This window comes from Photobacterium ganghwense (genome assembly GCF_003025595.1).
GTDB lineage: Bacteria > Pseudomonadota > Gammaproteobacteria > Enterobacterales > Vibrionaceae > Photobacterium > Photobacterium ganghwense.
Genome location: NZ_PYMI01000013.1, coordinates 30,266 through 47,692 on the forward strand (window position 1 = coordinate 30,266; position 17,427 = coordinate 47,692).

General features: G+C 51.5%; 18 protein-coding genes. All 18 read right to left on the bottom strand.

Going from position 1 to position 17,427, the window contains the following annotated elements:
* Window positions 1-43: 43 nt before the first annotated feature.
* The 18 genes from C9I92_RS24150 to mnmG all read right to left on the bottom strand — a co-directional run bounded on the left by C9I92_RS24150 (window position 44) and on the right by mnmG (window position 17,093).
* Window positions 44-424, bottom strand: coding sequence for a helix-turn-helix domain-containing protein (locus C9I92_RS24150; protein WP_047887486.1), 381 nt, complete (start codon window positions 422-424; stop codon window positions 44-46).
* A 237-nt stretch (window positions 425-661) separates the two neighbouring features.
* Window positions 662-1,039 (bottom strand): helix-turn-helix transcriptional regulator, encoded by a 378-nt coding sequence (locus C9I92_RS24155; protein ID WP_047887487.1) that lies wholly within the window; start codon window positions 1,037-1,039, stop codon window positions 662-664.
* Window positions 1,040-1,335: 296 nt separating this feature from the next.
* Window positions 1,336-3,171, bottom strand: coding sequence for a glutamine--fructose-6-phosphate transaminase (isomerizing) (glmS, locus tag C9I92_RS24160; RefSeq protein WP_047887488.1), 1,836 nt, complete (start codon window positions 3,169-3,171; stop codon window positions 1,336-1,338).
* A gap of 18 nt (window positions 3,172-3,189) precedes the next feature.
* Window positions 3,190-3,960: a DeoR/GlpR family DNA-binding transcription regulator gene (locus C9I92_RS24165; RefSeq protein WP_047887489.1), complete on the bottom strand. Its 771-nt coding sequence runs from the start codon at window positions 3,958-3,960 to the stop codon at window positions 3,190-3,192.
* A 252-nt stretch (window positions 3,961-4,212) separates the two neighbouring features.
* Window positions 4,213-5,574 (bottom strand): bifunctional UDP-N-acetylglucosamine diphosphorylase/glucosamine-1-phosphate N-acetyltransferase GlmU, encoded by a 1,362-nt coding sequence (gene glmU / locus C9I92_RS24170; RefSeq protein WP_047887490.1) that lies wholly within the window; start codon window positions 5,572-5,574, stop codon window positions 4,213-4,215.
* Between the two features lie 178 nt (window positions 5,575-5,752).
* Entirely contained in the window at window positions 5,753-6,175 is a 423-nt protein-coding gene (locus C9I92_RS24175) for a F0F1 ATP synthase subunit epsilon (protein WP_047887491.1), read from the bottom strand.
* Between the two features lie 17 nt (window positions 6,176-6,192).
* Window positions 6,193-7,599 (bottom strand): F0F1 ATP synthase subunit beta, encoded by a 1,407-nt coding sequence (gene atpD / locus C9I92_RS24180; protein WP_047887492.1) that lies wholly within the window; start codon window positions 7,597-7,599, stop codon window positions 6,193-6,195.
* 32 nt (window positions 7,600-7,631) lie between these two features.
* Window positions 7,632-8,498, bottom strand: a complete 867-nt coding sequence (atpG, locus tag C9I92_RS24185) for a F0F1 ATP synthase subunit gamma (RefSeq protein WP_047887493.1) — start codon at window positions 8,496-8,498, stop codon at window positions 7,632-7,634.
* Window positions 8,499-8,542: 44 nt separating this feature from the next.
* On the bottom strand, window positions 8,543-10,084 hold the full coding sequence (gene atpA, locus C9I92_RS24190) for a F0F1 ATP synthase subunit alpha (protein WP_047887494.1): 1,542 nt from the start codon (window positions 10,082-10,084) through the stop codon (window positions 8,543-8,545).
* Between the two features lie 16 nt (window positions 10,085-10,100).
* Entirely contained in the window at window positions 10,101-10,634 is a 534-nt protein-coding gene (gene atpH, locus C9I92_RS24195) for a F0F1 ATP synthase subunit delta (RefSeq protein ID WP_047887495.1), read from the bottom strand.
* Window positions 10,635-10,650: 16 nt separating this feature from the next.
* Entirely contained in the window at window positions 10,651-11,121 is a 471-nt protein-coding gene (atpF, locus tag C9I92_RS24200; protein WP_047887496.1) for a F0F1 ATP synthase subunit B, read from the bottom strand.
* A 50-nt stretch (window positions 11,122-11,171) separates the two neighbouring features.
* The gene (gene atpE, locus C9I92_RS24205; RefSeq protein ID WP_005302247.1) at window positions 11,172-11,429 is read right to left on the bottom strand and encodes a F0F1 ATP synthase subunit C; all 258 of its coding nucleotides are present in this window, start codon (window positions 11,427-11,429) and stop codon (window positions 11,172-11,174) included.
* 67 nt (window positions 11,430-11,496) lie between these two features.
* Window positions 11,497-12,282, bottom strand: a complete 786-nt coding sequence (gene atpB / locus C9I92_RS24210; RefSeq protein ID WP_047887497.1) for a F0F1 ATP synthase subunit A — start codon at window positions 12,280-12,282, stop codon at window positions 11,497-11,499.
* Window positions 12,283-12,290: 8 nt separating this feature from the next.
* Entirely contained in the window at window positions 12,291-12,680 is a 390-nt protein-coding gene (locus tag C9I92_RS24215; protein WP_047887498.1) for a F0F1 ATP synthase subunit I, read from the bottom strand.
* A 178-nt stretch (window positions 12,681-12,858) separates the two neighbouring features.
* Window positions 12,859-13,746: a ParB/RepB/Spo0J family partition protein gene (locus C9I92_RS24220; protein ID WP_047887531.1), complete on the bottom strand. Its 888-nt coding sequence runs from the start codon at window positions 13,744-13,746 to the stop codon at window positions 12,859-12,861.
* A 15-nt stretch (window positions 13,747-13,761) separates the two neighbouring features.
* Window positions 13,762-14,556 (bottom strand): ParA family protein, encoded by a 795-nt coding sequence (locus C9I92_RS24225; RefSeq protein ID WP_047887499.1) that lies wholly within the window; start codon window positions 14,554-14,556, stop codon window positions 13,762-13,764.
* A 16-nt stretch (window positions 14,557-14,572) separates the two neighbouring features.
* On the bottom strand, window positions 14,573-15,193 hold the full coding sequence (gene rsmG, locus C9I92_RS24230; RefSeq protein WP_047887500.1) for a 16S rRNA (guanine(527)-N(7))-methyltransferase RsmG: 621 nt from the start codon (window positions 15,191-15,193) through the stop codon (window positions 14,573-14,575).
* Between the two features lie 10 nt (window positions 15,194-15,203).
* Window positions 15,204-17,093 carry a tRNA uridine-5-carboxymethylaminomethyl(34) synthesis enzyme MnmG gene (gene mnmG, locus C9I92_RS24235; RefSeq protein WP_047887501.1) on the bottom strand — a complete coding sequence of 630 codons (1,890 nt, stop codon included), beginning with the start codon at window positions 17,091-17,093 and terminating at the stop codon, window positions 15,204-15,206.
* Window positions 17,094-17,427: the final 334 nt, after the last annotated feature.

Consider the following 17,427-nt stretch of genomic DNA (forward strand, 5'->3'; position numbering starts at 1 on the left):
GGATGTAACGGGCCGGCGGCGAGGGCAACTCGCTCACGGCCTGCTATTCGCAGGCAGCCTCATCGGGCTGGTGGTGATGCAGGTAATCAAGGCAGGCCTTCAGTTGACCAATATGGCTGGTCAGCAATTGTGAACGCAGGGGTTCCGGCAGTTGGCGATACAGTGACAACAATGGCTGCATATCCGGCTGACACCGCTCGGTAGTATGCGTACTCTCTTCAACCATGAACCAGCTGACCGGCCGCTCCGTCAACGCGGCGATACTGAGCAACACGGTAATGCGGGGCTCCGTTTTGCCGGTTTCCAAATCTAAGTAAGTTTGGCGGGCAATGCCCAGTCGCTTGGCCATCGCTACCTGCGACAAGCCTTTCCACTCTCTGGCTTCCTTAATCCGTTTTGCTATCTGCGGTTTAGCAGTAACCATTCAAACCGTCCCCTCAATTTCCATACGGCATCTCAGCAGTTTACCGTCTGGCCCAGCGCCAAACGGATCTGCCTATTGTCAAAACGGTCAATTATTGTCTGTCGTTCCTCCCTGCACGACGCTGGAAAAGTAAAAGTGTGATATTGGGCAACAGGTGTCACTAAAACGAGACACTCATCCTTTATAGATGCCGTCCAACTCAGACACAACAAATGAGATAAACGCAATTAACTGCCACTACTTATCTCTTTGCGTCAATGCTTTAGTGTATTCCGCCATAAAACCTGCCAGGTTGATACTCTGTTGCAGAATTACATTCCGGGCAGAGTGGGGTAATCGGCTGAAATACTGAAGCAGGCGATCAATTTCGTCCTTATATTCACTTTCCAGGATTTCGATCCCTTCGTCCCCGTAGACAAACCAGGTTAGCGGTCGCTCAGTAATTTCTGAGATTTCCGATAGCACCCTGACCTTAGGCTCCGTCTTCCCGGTCTCTAAATCAAGATAGGTCTGGCGTGCTACTTTGAGTTGCTGGGCCATATGGACCTGTGTCAGCCCTTTCCATTCCCGGGCCTCTTTAATACGGGCTGCGATTTTGGCTTTGGAATCAGTCATGTCTCACCTCCAATCCGACTTCAATGAACATTGCCTAGCTTTCATTACGGAGTTGCACAACATAAGCCAACTTGCCAACACGGCTAAAAATCAAAGATTAACAACAACATAAAACTCAACTTTATCTTTGAGGTTGTATTTTGATTCGCAATAAGTAACCAACCTGCCTGTATTTTCTATTTCGCAAAAAATCCTGCACTCCAGTCTAGATAGTAGACCTCTGGACACCGGCAAAATAAAAAAGGCATCCTTGTCGGATGCCTTTTCTCAATCTTGAAACACTCTTTTCATCGAGCTTATTCCACAGTCACCGCTTTCGCCAGGTTACGTGGCTGGTCTACGTCCGTCCCTTTAATCAACGCAACGTGGTAAGACAGCAGCTGCATCGGAATGGTGTAGAAAATCGGGGCAATGATCTCGTCAACACGTGGCATCGTGATGATCTTCATGCCGTCGGTTTCTTCAAAACCCGCTTCGCTGTCTGCGAACACATACAGCAGACCGCCACGGGCGCGCACTTCTTCGATGTTGGATTTCAGCTTCTCCAGCAGATCGTTAGTAGGTGCCACCACGATTACCGGCATATCAGCATCAATCAGCGCCAGCGGGCCGTGCTTCAGTTCACCAGCAGCATAGGCTTCAGCATGAATGTACGAAATCTCTTTCAGCTTCAGTGACGCTTCCATCGCGATTGGGTAGTACTCGCCACGGCCCAGGAACAGAGCGTGGTGCTTATCGGCAAAATCTTCGGCCAGCTGCTCAATCGGCTTGTCGAAAGCCAGCGCTTTCTCAATTTGCGTCGGCAGGGCATGCAGGGCATCAACAATCTGCTTCTCTTTCGCCGAGTCGATCAGGCCTTTCTCTTTACCCAGTGCGGTCACCAGCATCAGCAGAGCCACCAGCTGCGTGGTGAAGGCTTTGGTCGATGCCACGCCAATCTCAGTACCGGCGCGGGTCATGAAGGCCAAATCCGATTCACGTACCAGCGACGAGCCAGCCACGTTACAGATTGTCATCGCCGACATGTAGCCTTTCTCTTTGGCCAGGCGCAGCGCTGCCAGTGTATCGGCGGTTTCGCCAGACTGCGACAGGGTGATCAGCAAGCTGTTCGGACGCGTGACGAACGGACGGTAGCGGAACTCAGAAGCGATCTCAACGTCACAGCTGACACCGGTCATGGCTTCAAACCAGTAACGGGCGACCATACCTGCATTGTAAGAGGTACCACAGGCCACGATCTGGATATGTTCCACTTTTTCCAGGATTTCTTTCGCGCCGTTACCAATGCTCTCAACGATCACGGCATCACTGCTGATACGGCCTTCCATGGTGTTGATCAGTGCGCTTGGCTGCTCATAGATCTCTTTTTGCATGTAGTGACGGTACTGGCCTTTGTCTGCGGCGTCGTGCTGCAGGTTAGACTCGTGGATTTCACGGGCCACCGGCTGACCGTCAGTGTCAAAGATATTCACTTCACGGCGGGTAATTTCAGCCACATCGCCTTCTTCCAGGAAGATAAATCGACGGGTCACGTTCAGCAGGGCCAGCTGATCCGATGCCAGGAAGTTCTCTCCCACACCCAGACCAATCACCAGTGGGCTGCCAGAACGCGCCACCACTACGCGCTCAGGGTCACGACGGTCCATCACCACCGTACCGTAGGCACCTTCCAGCTGAGCCACAGTCTTCTGCACCGCTTCAAGCAGTGTTTCCGAAGAACGCAGTTCCCACTCCACCAAGTGAGCAATCACTTCGGTATCGGTCTGCGATAAGAACTCATAACCACGCTCGGTCAGAATCGCACGCAGCTCTTCGTGATTCTCGATAATGCCGTTGTGAACCAGAGCAATGTGGTCGCCTGACATGTGTGGGTGCGCATTGATTTCAGAAGGTTCACCGTGCGTAGCCCAACGCGTGTGCGCAATACCGGTACCGCCGGTTGGTGCTGCGCTCGCCACCGCATCCGCCAGCTCCTGCACTTTACCCAGGCGACGAATACGCTCCAGGTTACCCTGACCGTCAACAATCGCCACACCAGCAGAGTCATAGCCACGGTATTCCAGGCGACGCAGGCCTTCCACCAGAATTTCTGCTACATCACGTTGTGCTACTGCACCAACAATCCCACACATAGTTAATTTGCTCCTAAATTAATTTGCCGACGCGCAGATCACTTGCACGCCTTGCTGTTCAATCTGTTGTTTGGCGACCATGTCCAGGCCGTCATCGGTGATCAGGGTACTGATATGCTGCCAGGGCAGCTCTAGGTTAGGGATTTTGCGCCCCACCTTGCTCGATTCCACCATGACCACCACCTCGCGGGCGACTTCCGCCATGACGCGGCTCAGGCCAATCAGTTCGTTAAATGTCGTCGTTCCACGCGCCGTATCGATCCCGTCCGCGCCGATAAACAGCTGATCGAAGTCATATGAGCGTAGTACCGATTCTGCCACCTGCCCTTGAAACGCTTCCGAATGCGGATCCCAGGTGCCCCCGGTCATCAGCAGGGTTGGCTCGTTCTCCAGCTCGTTCAGGGCGTTGGCCACATTGAGCGAGTTGGTCATGACCACCAGACCATGTTTTTCCCCCAGCAAACCGATCAGGCATGCCGTGGTACTGCCGCTGTCGATAATGATGCGGTTATGATCCCGGATGCGTTCGGCGGCGGCTCTGGCAATCGCCATCTTTCGAATCGAAACTTCATCTTCTTCCGTTTCGGCCACCATTTCACTTGGCATGGCAATCGCCCCACCATAGCGGCGCAGTAGCTGGCCGTTTTTTTCTAGTGCAGCCAGATCTTTACGCACGGTAACTTCGGAAGTGGCAAACTGTTTTGCCAGGGTATCGACACTGACTTCACCTTGCTCATTGACCATCTGGACAATCGCATGGCGCCGTTGCTGGGTATTTCGTTTGGACATGGAATTACGAACTGATAGCTATAAGTTTCGAACTGAAAGAAATTTTAGCAGAGCAAAACTTTTTTGATCAACACTGTGCAATTAATTTTTTATGAAAAAGAAGGCTGCCGGCGTGATTTCAGAAAAACGAGGGCTGCTCACAGCCATCACAATAGGCTGGGGAGGTTACGGGAATAGGGCAAAAGTAGGGCAAAAGTAGGGCAGGGAAGCTGAGATAAAAAGAAGGCAGCCTAAAGCTGCCTTCTGCGGGAATTACTTTTGTTTAACCGGACGTTTCCAACCTTTGATGGTACGGGCCGGAGCACGGGTGATCACTAACTCGCCTTCACCAACATCTCGGTTGATGGTCGCACCGGCACCAATCGTGGCACCTTTGGCAATTTTCACTGGCGCAATCAACTGCGTGTCGGAGCCAACAAACACGTCATCGCCGATTTCGGTCTTGAACTTGTTCGCACCATCATAGTTACAGGTAATGGTACCGGCACCGATATTCACGCGATCGCCGATATCGGCATCACCCAGATATGTCAGGTGGTTAGCTTTCGAACCTTTACCCAGGCGGGCTTTCTTCATTTCCACGAAGTTGCCGACGTGAGAATCACCCACCAGCTCCGCACCAGGGCGCAGACGGGTGAACGGGCCGACCGTACAGTCTTCGCCGACCGTCGCGCCTTCAATCACACTGTACGGCCGAATGATACTGTTATCATCAATTTCACAGTCTTTCAGCACCGAACCGGCACCAATAATGACATTGTTTCCCAGTGACACACTGCCTTCAATGATGACATTCACATCAATTTCAACATCCGTACCGCACTGCAGCTCACCGCGCAGATCGAAACGCGCCGGATCACGCAGCATCACACCTTGTTCCAGCAGACGCTCGGCCTGCATCGCCTGGTAAGCACGCTCCAGACGGGCCAGTTGGATACGGTTGTTGACGCCTTCCACTTCAATGGCTTTCACCGGGTGAACCGCTTCCACGGCTCGGCCTTCGTCGTGGGCAATCTCAATGATGTCGGTCAGGTAATACTCACCCTGCGCGTTGTCATTTTTCAGCGCCGACAGCCAACGTTTCAGATCGCCGCCATTGGCCACCATCACCCCGGTGTTGATTTCTTTGATCAGCTTCTGCTCTTCGCTGGCATCTTTCTGCTCCACGATAGCAACCACCGGGCCATTGCGGCGAATAATCCGGCCGTAGCCCGTCGGATCGTCCAACATGACCGTCAGTAGCGCAATGCCACCATCCGGCTGGGCATCCAGCAGGTTTTCCAGCGTCTCGCTGCTGATCAGCGGCACATCACCATACAGAATCAGGACTTTCTCATTGTCCGCCAGATCCGGGCATGCCTGGTTAACCGCATGACCAGTCCCCAGCTGCTCCGCTTGCAGCACCCAGTTCACTTGCTCTTCCACCAGTGCAGCCTGCATCTGCTCGCCACCATGGCCGTAAACCAAATGAATGTTGTTGGCCCCAATGCCGGTACAGGTATCAATAACATGCTTAACCATTGGCTTACCTGCCAAGGTATGCAGTACTTTCGGCAAATTGGAGTACATGCGGGTTCCTTTGCCCGCCGCCAGGATCACAGCGCTGAAGCTCATGATGCGTTATTCCTCTCGATGCATAATTTTCAATGTGACTTTTTGCATTGTATCGACTCAGTACTGACGGGTTAAGGAAAATAGATAATTTTTTCTGAGTATTAACCCACAGCTGACAGTCCCAAACCGCGGATATAAAAAAAGCGACCCAAAGGTCGCTTTTTTCTTATCTGCCTGGTTAGCGGGCTTTCTTGGTCAGCTCGATAACACGGAGCTGAGCAATCGCCTTCGCCAGATCACTGGCCGCCTGCGCAAAGTCGATGTCGCCATGCTGATTGTGGATACGCTCCTCAGCCTGGCGCTTCGCCTCTTCCGCTTTCGCTCGGTCCAAATCTTCACCACGAATCGCGGTGTCAGCCAGCACAGTTACTGCGCCAGGCTGAACTTCCAACATACCGCCGGACAGGTAAATTACCTCTTCGCCGCCATGCTGCTTAGTGATACGGACCATACCCGGCGTAATAGCGGTCAGCAGCGGGGTGTGACCTGCGTGGATACCCAGTTCACCTTCGCTACCGGTCACCTGAATGTTTTCAGCACGGCCAGAGAACAAACGTTTCTCGGCGCTTACAACGTCCAGATGGAAGGTTATCGCTGCCATATCGCCTCCTACTTAGCTTAAAGCTTCTTAGCGTTTTCCAATACGTCTTCAATCGCGCCGCAGTACATGAATGCCTGCTCTGGGATATCGTCGTATTCACCTGCCAGAAGACCTTTGAAGCTACGCAGTGTATCTTTCAGCGATACGTAGATACCAGGGTCGCCAGTAAAGACTTCCGCTACGTGGTAAGGCTGAGTCAGGAAACGCTCAATCTTACGTGCACGGGATACAGTTTGCTTGTCATCTTCTGACAGCTCATCCATACCCAGGATAGCGATGATGTCTTTTAGTTCTTTATAACGCTGCAGGGTGCTCTGTACACCACGGGCAATGTCATAGTGCTCTTGGCCAACAACCAGTGGATCCAGCATACGAGATGTAGAATCCAGTGGGTCGATCGCTGGGTACAGACCCAGAGACGCGATTTGACGAGACAGTACAACTGTCGCATCAAGGTGCGCGAACGTTGTGGCTGGAGATGGGTCAGTCAAGTCATCCGCAGGTACGTAAACGGCCTGTACCGATGTGATAGAACCAGTCTTCGTAGAGGTAATACGCTCCTGAAGCACACCCATTTCTTCCGCCAGCGTTGGCTGGTAACCTACCGCAGAAGGCATACGACCCAGCAGAGCCGATACTTCTGTACCCGCAAGGGTGTAACGGTAGATGTTATCGATGAACAGCAGTACGTCACGGCCTTCATCACGGAATTTCTCAGCCATAGTCAGGCCAGTCAGAGCAACACGCAGACGGTTACCTGGTGGCTCGTTCATCTGACCGTAAACCATTGCTACTTTTGATTCAGCTGGGTTCTCAATGTTAACAACGCCAGCTTCCTGCATTTCGAAGTAGAAGTCGTTACCTTCACGAGTACGCTCACCAACACCCGCGAATACTGACAGACCGGAGTGCTGCAGGGCGATGTTGTTGATAAGCTCCATCATGTTAACGGTCTTACCTACACCCGCACCACCGAACAGGCCGATTTTACCACCCTTAGCGAATGGACAAATCAGGTCGATAACCTTAACGCCTGTTTCCAGAAGTTCAGTAGCGTTTGACTGCTCTTCGTAGCTTGGTGCTTCACGGTGAATTGAGTAACGCTCTTCTTCGCCGATCTCACCGCATTCATCAATTGGCTGACCCAGAACGTTCATGATACGTCCTAGCGTTGCATTACCAACTGGAACCTCAATTGGTCGACCTGTATTTTCAACAGACAGACCACGACGCAGGCCGTCAGAACTACCCATTGCGATACCACGCACGATACCACCGCCTAGCTGCTGCTGAACTTCCAGTACTAGCGTACCGTTTTCTTTAGCATCTACGTGCAGGGCATCATATACCTGTGGTACTGAGTCCTGTGGAAACTCTACGTCGACTACCGCACCGATGATCTGTACGATCTTACCTGTAGCCATCGTTAATCCTCTAAACTTGTTTAATCTTTGCCTTAAACAGCAGCCGCACCAGAAACGATTTCTGACAGCTCTTGTGTAATCGCAGCCTGACGGGCCTTGTTGTACACAAGCTGCAGATCATCAATCAAGTTGCCTGCGTTATCGGTTGCTGCTTTCATCGCGACCATTCGAGCAGCCTGTTCACTTGCCAGGTTCTCAACAACCCCTTGGTAAACCTGAGATTCGACATAACGAACCAGCAGGGTATCCAGCAGAGGTTTTGGCTCAGGCTCATAAATGTAGTCCCAAGCATGGTTGCGCTGCATGTCTTCGTCTTTCGACTTAGGCAAAGGCAGCAATTGATCAGTCACTGGTTGCTGAACCATGGTGTTCACAAACTTGTTGTAAACCAGGTACAGACGATCCAACTGGCCTTCATCATATTTCTTCAGCATCACACCAACAGTACCGATCAGTTCATCGACTGATGGCTTGTCACCCAGGCCGGAAACCTGAGCCACAACTTTACCGCCGTAGCTGTTAAAAAATGCTGTTGCCTTAGAGCCAATCAGGCCCAGGTCAATTTCAGCACCTTGATCTGACCACTTCTTCATGTCTGTCATGGCTTGCTTGAACAGGTTAATGTTCAGGCCGCCACACAGGCCACGGTCAGTAGAAACAATGATGTAACCAACGCGCTTGGCTTCACGCTCTTCGAGATAAGGATGCTTATACTCAAGGCTACCAAGTGCGATATGACCGATCACTTTGCGCATAGTTTGTGCGTATGGGCGTGATGATTCCATTGCGTCCTGCGTTTTACGCATTTTGGACGCGGCTACCATTTCCATCGCTTTTGTGATCTTCTGAGTGTTTTTAACACTACCGATCTTGTTACGAATCTCTTTTGCGCCGGCCATCGTTACTCTCCGTTAGTGGGTGATCGCAAGCGATCACCAACCAATTACCAAGTCTGGGTCGCTTTGAAACCTTCAACCAGTTTCACGAACTGGGCTTCGATTTCATCGTTCCAAGCACCCGTCTCATCAATCTGAGCTACCAGCTCAGCAAAGTGACCTTTGGCATAAGAAAGCAACGCGTCTTCGAAGTCAGCAAGCTTGTCCAGCTCAACATCATTCAGATAACCTTTTTCCGCAGCAAAGATTACCAGCGCCTGCTCAAATACAGACATTGGTGCATACTGCTTCTGCTTCATCAGCTCGGTTACTTTCTGACCGTGGTTCAGCTGCTTCTTCGTTGCGTCATCAAGGTCAGACGAGAACTGAGCAAACGCTGCCAGTTCACGGTACTGTGCCAGGGCAGTACGGATACCACCAGACAGTTTCTTGATGATCTTGGTCTGCGCAGAACCACCTACACGAGATACCGAAATACCTGGGTCAACAGCTGGACGGATACCGGCGTTGAACAGTTCGGTTTGCAGGAAGATCTGACCATCGGTGATGGAGATAACGTTGGTCGGTACGAATGCCGATACGTCACCAGCCTGAGTTTCGATGATAGGCAGTGCGGTCAGAGAACCGGTACGGCCAGTCACTTCACCGTTAGTGAATTTTTCTACGTAGTGCTCGTTAACACGTGCTGCACGCTCTAGTAGGCGAGAGTGGAGGTAGAAAACGTCACCTGGGAATGCTTCACGACCTGGTGGACGACGCAGTAGCAGAGAGATCTGACGGTAAGCAACAGCCTGCTTAGACAGGTCATCGTATACGATCAGAGCATCTTCACCGCGGTCACGGAAGTATTCACCCATCGCACAGCCTGAGTAAGGTGCCAGGTACTGCAGGGCAGCTGCTTCAGAAGCAGATGCAACAACAACGATAGTGTTTTCCAGCGCACCGTGCTCTTCCAGTTTACGTACTACGTTAGCGATAGTAGACGCTTTCTGGCCGATTGCGACGTAGATAGAGTAGATACCAGAATCTTTCTGGTTGATGATGGCATCGATCGCCAGGGCTGTTTTACCAGTCTGACGGTCACCGATGATCAGCTCACGCTGGCCACGGCCGATTGGGATCATCGAGTCAACTGCCTTGTAACCAGTCTGAACTGGCTGGTCAACAGATTTACGGTCGATTACGCCCGGTGCAATCACTTCAACAGGAGACGTAGTCTCTGCCTGGATTGGACCTTTACCATCGATTGGCTCACCCAGTGTGTTCACTACGCGGCCAAGAAGTGCTTTACCTACAGGTACTTCAAGGATACGACCAGTACCCTTAACTTTCATACCTTCCTGCAGGTCAGCGTATGGACCCATTACAACCGCACCAACCGAGTCACGCTCAAGGTTAAGTGCCAGTGCAAAACGGCCACCTGGAAGTTCAATCATTTCACCTTGCATTACATCTGCAAGGCCATGGATACGAATAATACCATCGCTTACTGATACGATAGTACCTTCGTTACGCGCTTCACTAACAACGTTGAAGTTTTCAATACGCTGCTTGATCAGTTCGCTAATTTCCGTGGAATTAAGTTGCATGCTCCAATTCCCCAAATCAAGACTGCAAAGTATCGCTCAGACGGCTTAGTTTGCCGCGTACTGAGTTATCGATGACCAAGTCTCCAGCTCTAATCACAACCCCGGCAATCAGGGTCTCGTCTACACTGCAAGTCAGCTTGACCTTACGATCCAGACGCTTAGCCAGTTTCTCGCTAATTGCTTCAAGTTGACTATCATTCAGCTCAACCGCAGAAATTACGGCGGCTTCGATAGTTTTCTCATGCTCACTCTTGAGCAGCATGAACTCTTCACATACAGCAGGAAGGGCTTTCAGGCGTCCGTTCTCAGCCATCACCTTAATCAGGTTCTGGCCGTTTTCGTTGAGTTGCTCGCCGCACACTGACAGGAATACTTCTGTCAGTTTTTCAGCTGCATAACCACTACTCAGAATTTCCTGAATCGTTTCGTTACGCGCTACTTCGGCAGCAAAGGTGAGCATTTCCGCCCAGGCGGCCAGCTCACCTTTTTCAACTGCAAGATCAAAAGCTGCTTTAGCGTAGGGGCGTGCGATAGTAGTCATATCCGACATGTGCTTGCCCCTTTAATTACAGTTCTGCAGTGACTTTGTTAAGAAGATCAGCGTGAGCGTCTTTATCGATAGAACGCTCAATGATTTTCTCAGCACCAATCACAGCCAGAGTTGCAACTTGTTTTCTTAGTTCATCGCGAGCGCGGCTACGTTCGGCGTCAATTTCTGCACGACCTTGAGCCAGAATTTTATCGCGCTCAGCCAGGGCTTCCGCCTTAGCATCTTCGATGATCTGAGCTTTGCGTTTGTTAGCTTGCTCAACGATCTCAGTCGCAGTGCGCTTTGCTTCTTTCAGTTGGTCGGAAGCATTCGCCTGCGCCAGGTTCAGGTCTTTGGCAGCGCGATCAGCCGCTGCCAAACCGTCAGCAATTTTCTTCTGACGTTCTTCAATCGCTTCCATGATTGGTGGCCATACATATTTCATGCAGAACACCACAAACAGGAAAAACGCGATCGCCTGACCCAGCAAAGTTGCATTCATATTCACAACGGCATCTCCTTAAAAAGGGTTGCTATGGGTCCGTTCGTATTCGGTTATTAGCCTGCCAGCTGGCCAACGAATGGGTTTGCGAATGTGAATAGCAGAGCGATTACGATACCGATCATTGGAACCGCATCAAGCAGACCCGCAATGATGAACATCTTAACTTGTAGCATTGGTGCCATTTCAGGTTGACGCGCAGCACCTTCAAGGAATTTACCACCCAGAAGGGCGAAGCCGATCGCTGTACCCAGTGCAGCAAGACCTACAATGATGCCCACGGCAATTGCAGAAAAGCTTAGTAAAGTTTCCATCACTATCTCCAGTTTATAGTTGTCGGCAAAGTGCCAGTAAAGAATTGAAAATCTTACAAATTATCGATTAATGATTGTCTTCATGTGCCTGAGACAGGTACACAATCGTCAACATCATAAATACGAATGCTTGAATCGTAATGACCAGGATGTGGAAAATTGCCCACGGTAGCGAACCTAGCCATTGTGCCCACCACGGCAGTAGTGCCGCGATAAGGATAAACACCACCTCACCGGCAAACATGTTACCGAACAGACGCATACCTAGTGAAATTGGTTTCGCCAGCAGCGACACCACTTCAAGAAGCAGGTTGAACGGAATCATGACCGGATGATTGAACGGGTGAAGTGCCAGTTCTTTGACAAAGCCACCAACGCCTTTCACTTTGATGCTGTAGTAGATCATCAAAGCGAACACGCCTAATGCCATTGCCATGGTGATGTTGACATCAGCACTCGGTACAACCTTAAGGTAAGGAATACCTAACCAGTGCTCTGCAGGATACGGAAGAAAATCAATTGGCACTAAGTCCATGATGTTCATCAACAAGATCCAGCAGAAAATGGTCAGAGCCAAAGGAGCTATCAGTGGGTTGCGACCATGGAAGGTTTCTTTGACGCTGTTGTCAACGAATTCCACCATGATTTCTACAAAACACTGTAGTTTTCCAGGGACTCCTGATGTCGCCGTTTTCGCTGCCTTGCGGAATACCCAAAGGAAGAATAATCCGGTTAGGGCAGAGAAAAACAGGCTGTCTATATGAACCGTCCAGAAACCTTCACCCACTGACAAATTTGTCAGGTGGTGAGCAATGTAACCTGACGGCGTTAGCGCTTCACCTGGCGCAGCCATAACTCATCCTATTTGTTGTTGTTAATGAATAAAACCGGCCCAAAGATATTAATACCGAGAGCCAGCAAATAGGTCAGTTTGAGGGGAACAAGTTCCACCTCGACATACAGGTAAACAATGGCAAATAGGATGACTGTGATGAGAATTTTAAGCACTTCACCACCGAAGAATGACGCCATGATCAGCCGTGCCTTGCGGGCACCACTAAACAAAAACGCACAGGTCGCAAAGACAGCGTTAGCTATCACGAAGATGCCACCGCCGATTAATGCAGAGATTCCCCAGTCAACATTGACAGCAAACGCTGCCATTATTGCCGTTGTTAAAACGACGCCAGATTGTAGCAAGAGCAACCGCTTCGCCAGCTGGCGTCCCGGTCTAACCAGCGCCGATACCATGTATTCGTTCCTCGAGTCCGTTCCACTGCACATACGTCGTGCTGGGAAAACTGCGAAAATTATACGGTTCGTCAGTTTGAATGCAATCTAATCGCAGCAAAAAAAAGTGTTAGATTTTACAACACAATAACCTGATCACGTCATTGTAATTTTTGCAACATAAGTTCCACGTTTTGTGTCACATTTCCTGACCAAACATTGCAAGGATTTGCTTCAATTTGTCGGTTTGATCAAAACTGATAACGATGCTTCCTTTACCGTTTTTCCGCTGGTTAATCGCCACCTGGGTGCCGAAGTGCTCACTCAGGCGATTTTCTGCCAGTTCAACCTGGGGGTTGACGGGGGAAGTCTGTGCTTCAGGGGCAGGATTTTGCATCTGTTTGACCAAACGTTCCGTTTCACGAACCGTTAACGATTTTGCAACCACCATTTGGGCTGCTTCAAGTTGCTTCGCCGATGACAGAGCCAACAGCGCCCGGGCATGGCCCATTTCCAACTGTTTTTGCTCCACCAATCGCTTCACCGGTGCTTCCAGCTGATTCAGGCGCAGCAGGTTAGAGACCGCAGCGCGTGACTTACCCACCGCCTCTGCGATTTGCTGGTGAGTAAGTGAAAACTCACTCTGCAGCCTTTCCAGCGCCTGGGCTTCTTCAATGGCATTTAAGTCTTCACGCTGGATATTTTCGATCAAAGCCACCGCAATGGTCGCTTTGTCATCAATAGCCTTAATAATACAAGGGACTTTCTGAAGCCCAGCTTGACGCGACGCTCGCCAGCGACGTTCGCCGGCAATGATTTCATACTGCTGAGGTGCCGTTTCACGCACCACGATAGGCTGAATCACGCCCTGCGCCCGGATAGACTCGGCCAGTTCGGCCAGGGCTTCATCGGACATGTCTTTGCGTGGCTGATAACGGCCGGGAGTCAGCTGGGACAAAGCCAGCTCTTTGAGGGTGCCATCGGCAGAAAGGGTTTGTGCCTGCTCGGCTTGTTGCTGTTTAACGCTCGCTACCGCACTGGTCGCCAGCAACGCATCAAGGCCCTTGCCCAGGCCCCGCTTATTCATATTCATGGTTTACCTTTATCCCTCGACCGTCCCGGCAGAGTGCGCCAGTTCTTCACGGCGAATCATTTCTCCGGCCAGGGCCAGGTAGGCTTTGGCCCCACTCGAATACTTGTCGTAGTACATTGCCGGGCGACCATGGCTGGGTGCCTCGGCAAGGCGGACATTACGCGGGATGACGGTACGATAGACTTTATCGCCAAAGTGCTTTTTAAGCTGCTGCGAGACTTCGCTGGCCAGTCGGTTGCGCGGATCGTACATCGTGCGCAGCAGGCCTTCGATTTTCAGCTCGCTGTTAACGACAGCAGTCAGTTTACTGATGGTATCCATCAATGCCGTCAGTCCTTCCAGAGCGAAGTACTCACACTGCATCGGGACCAGCACCGAATCAGCGGCGGTCATGGCATTGATTGTAAGAAGGTTTAAGGCTGGAGGACAATCAATAAAGATGAAATCATAGTTATCACGAACTACCTCTAAAGCGTTACGCAGCCGCACTTCGCGGGCAAACACTTCCATCAGTTTGATTTCCGCCGCAGTAACATCACCATTGGCGGCAATCAGGTGATAGCCGCCAGTGGTATCGTGGATGACAACATCCTGGAACGGGGTTTCTTCGACAAGCAGTTCATACGCTGTTGCATCGACCTGGTACTTATCGACGCCGCTGGCCATCGTGGCATTGCCCTGAGGATCCAGGTCAATCACCAGCACCTTGCGCTGAGTTGCTGCCAGCGAGGCAGCCAGGTTGACACATGTTGTGGTTTTACCCACGCCGCCTTTCTGGTTGGCGACTGCTATGACTCTTCCCACAGAAAACCCTCATCCGTTATTCCTTTGCAGCCAAGATTACTAGATGGCGCTCGCCTTCCAACTCAGGAACTTGCAAAGATTTGACTTCAGTCACAGAACACCATGACGGCAGTTCAGTGACTTCCTGCTCATTGTACTGGCCTTTCAGGGCCAGAAAGTGGCCGTCCTGACTTGGCAGGTGACGGCACCATGACACCATATCCGTCAGCGAGGCAAAGGCGCGGCTCAGTACCACATCAAAGCCTTGCTCCGGCTGGAATTCTTCAACCCGGCTCTGCACCGGGGTCACGTTAGTGAGCCCCAGTTCGTGCAGCGCCTGACGGATAAAGCGAATGCGCTTGCCCAGGCTGTCGAGCAGCACAAAGGTCTTGTCCGGGTTCATGATCGCCAGCGGGATCCCCGGCAGGCCAGGGCCGGTACCGACATCAATCAGGTGGTTGCCCTTCAGGTAAGGGCTCACCACAATACTATCCATGATATGTTTCACTAACATCTCATGGGGATCGCGGACAGAGGTCAGGTTGTATGCCTTGTTCCACTTATCCAACATGGCGACAAAACCAACCAGCTGGTTAAGCTGCTGCTCTGTCACCACCAAATCGGTTTGCGCAATCAGTTGCGTCAGACGTTCTTTCATTGCGCGCTCCTTATTCGCCTTTTTTCAGCATGCCCTGTTTTTTCAGGTAGACCAGCAACAGCGAAATGGCCGCCGGGGTAATACCGGAAATACGAGAAGCCATCCCGACCGTTTCCGGCTTGGCATCGTTCAGCTTGGCAATGACTTCGTTTGACAGGCCTTTCACGACGCTGTAATCCAGATCCAGCGGCAATTTAGTGTTTTCGTGACGCAGGGATTTTTCCACTTCGTCTTTCTGGCGCTCGATGTAACCCTGGTATTTCACCTGGATTTCTACCTGCTCGCTGGCCTGGCTGTCATCATGAGCTGGACCGAACGTCTCGATCTCGGTCAGCTGGTTGTAGCTGACTTCCGGGCGACGCAGCAGATCTTCACCACTGGCTTCGCGCGCAATCGGCGATTTCAGGATCGCGTTCACGGCGTCAACCTGAGCAGAGCTCGGGGTGACCCAAATGCTGCGCAGACGCTGACGTTCCTGTTCGATGTTGTCCAGTTTCTGGTTAAATCGCGCCCAGCGCTCATCATCAACCAGTCCCAGCTCTCGGCCCATTTCCGTCAGGCGCAGATCAGCATTGTCTTCACGCAACAGCAGACGGTATTCGGCACGAGACGTAAACATACGGTACGGCTCTTTGGTGCCCATGGTGGACAGATCGTCAATCAGTACGCCGATGTAGGCCTGATCACGACGCGGGCTCCAACCGTCTTTCCCTTGCGCCTGCAGGGCAGCGTTCATACCCGCCAGCAGGCCCTGGGCCGCGGCTTCTTCGTAACCGGTGGTACCGTTAATCTGACCCGCAAAGAACAGGCCGTCGATAAACTTCGTTTCGAAGGTTTGCTTCAGATCGCGAGGGTCAAAGAAATCATACTCAATGGCGTAGCCAGGACGCACGATCACGGCATTTTCAAAGCCTTTCATAGAGCGCACGATTTGCATCTGCACATCAAACGGCAGGCTGGTGGAAATCCCGTTCGGGTACAGCTCGTGAGTTGTCAGACCTTCCGGCTCAATGAAAATCTGGTGGCTGTCCTTGTCGGCAAAGCGCATAACCTTGTCTTCGATCGACGGACAGTAACGTGGCCCGATCCCTTCGATCACCCCGGAGTACATCGGACTGCGATCCAGGTTATTACGGATCACGTCATGGGTTTTCTCATTGGTGTGGGTGATGAAACACGGAATCTGGCGCGGGTGATCCGAAGCTTTACCCATGAACGAAAACACTGGCGTCGGATTATCACCGTGCTGCGCCTGCAGCTGGCTGAAATCTACGGTACGTGCGTCAATACGCGGCGGAGTACCGGTTTTCAGACGATCAACCCGGAATGGCATTTCACGCAGACGCGAGGCCAGGGTGATCGATGGTGGATCCCCGGCACGGCCGCCGCTGTAGTTTTCCAGGCCAATGTGGATCTTACCGCCCAGGAAAGTCCCGACCGTCAGCACCACGGCTTTGGCACGGAATTTCAGACCCATCTGGGTGACCGCACCGACGACACGATCGTTTTCAATGATCAAATCATCGACCGGTTGCTGGAACAGGGTCAGGTTTGGCTGGTTCTCCAGCGCTTCGCGGACTGCCGCTTTGTACAGCGCACGGTCTGCCTGTGCCCGGGTAGCACGAACCGCAGGGCCTTTCGATGAGTTCAGGGTCCGGAACTGGATCCCGCCTTTGTCGATAGCCCGGGCCATGATACCGCCAAGGGCATCAACTTCTTTAACCAGGTGTCCTTTCCCGATCCCGCCGATCGCCGGGTTACAAGACATCTGTCCCAGCGTATCGATGTTATGTGTCAGCAGTAGGGTTTTCTGACCCATCCGGGCTGCAGCCAGAGCGGCTTCGGTACCGGCATGGCCACCACCTACCACGATGACGTCAAAATTGTCCTGGTAAAACATGGAACTACCTCGGGTATTAAAAAATCGCCAGTGAGTTACGTTGAGCAAAGGGGGAACATTCTATCCTGTTTCACGAAAAGAGAGAATCTTTCCAGATGATCATTTGATCCATGAAATGGGTAACGCTTAGATATATATAAGATCTTTTTAAAGAGATCTTCTGTTGGATCTATTATATAGATCACCCGATCGTGTGGATAACCGATAAATGATCCTAATGATCATGATGTTAGGGAGGATCATTAGTTGTGGAGTGGCATGGATCTCTACAAGGATTAGCTGGGATCAAAATGGGAAGTTATTAACAGGGGCTGGGAGCCTCAGAAGTTATTAA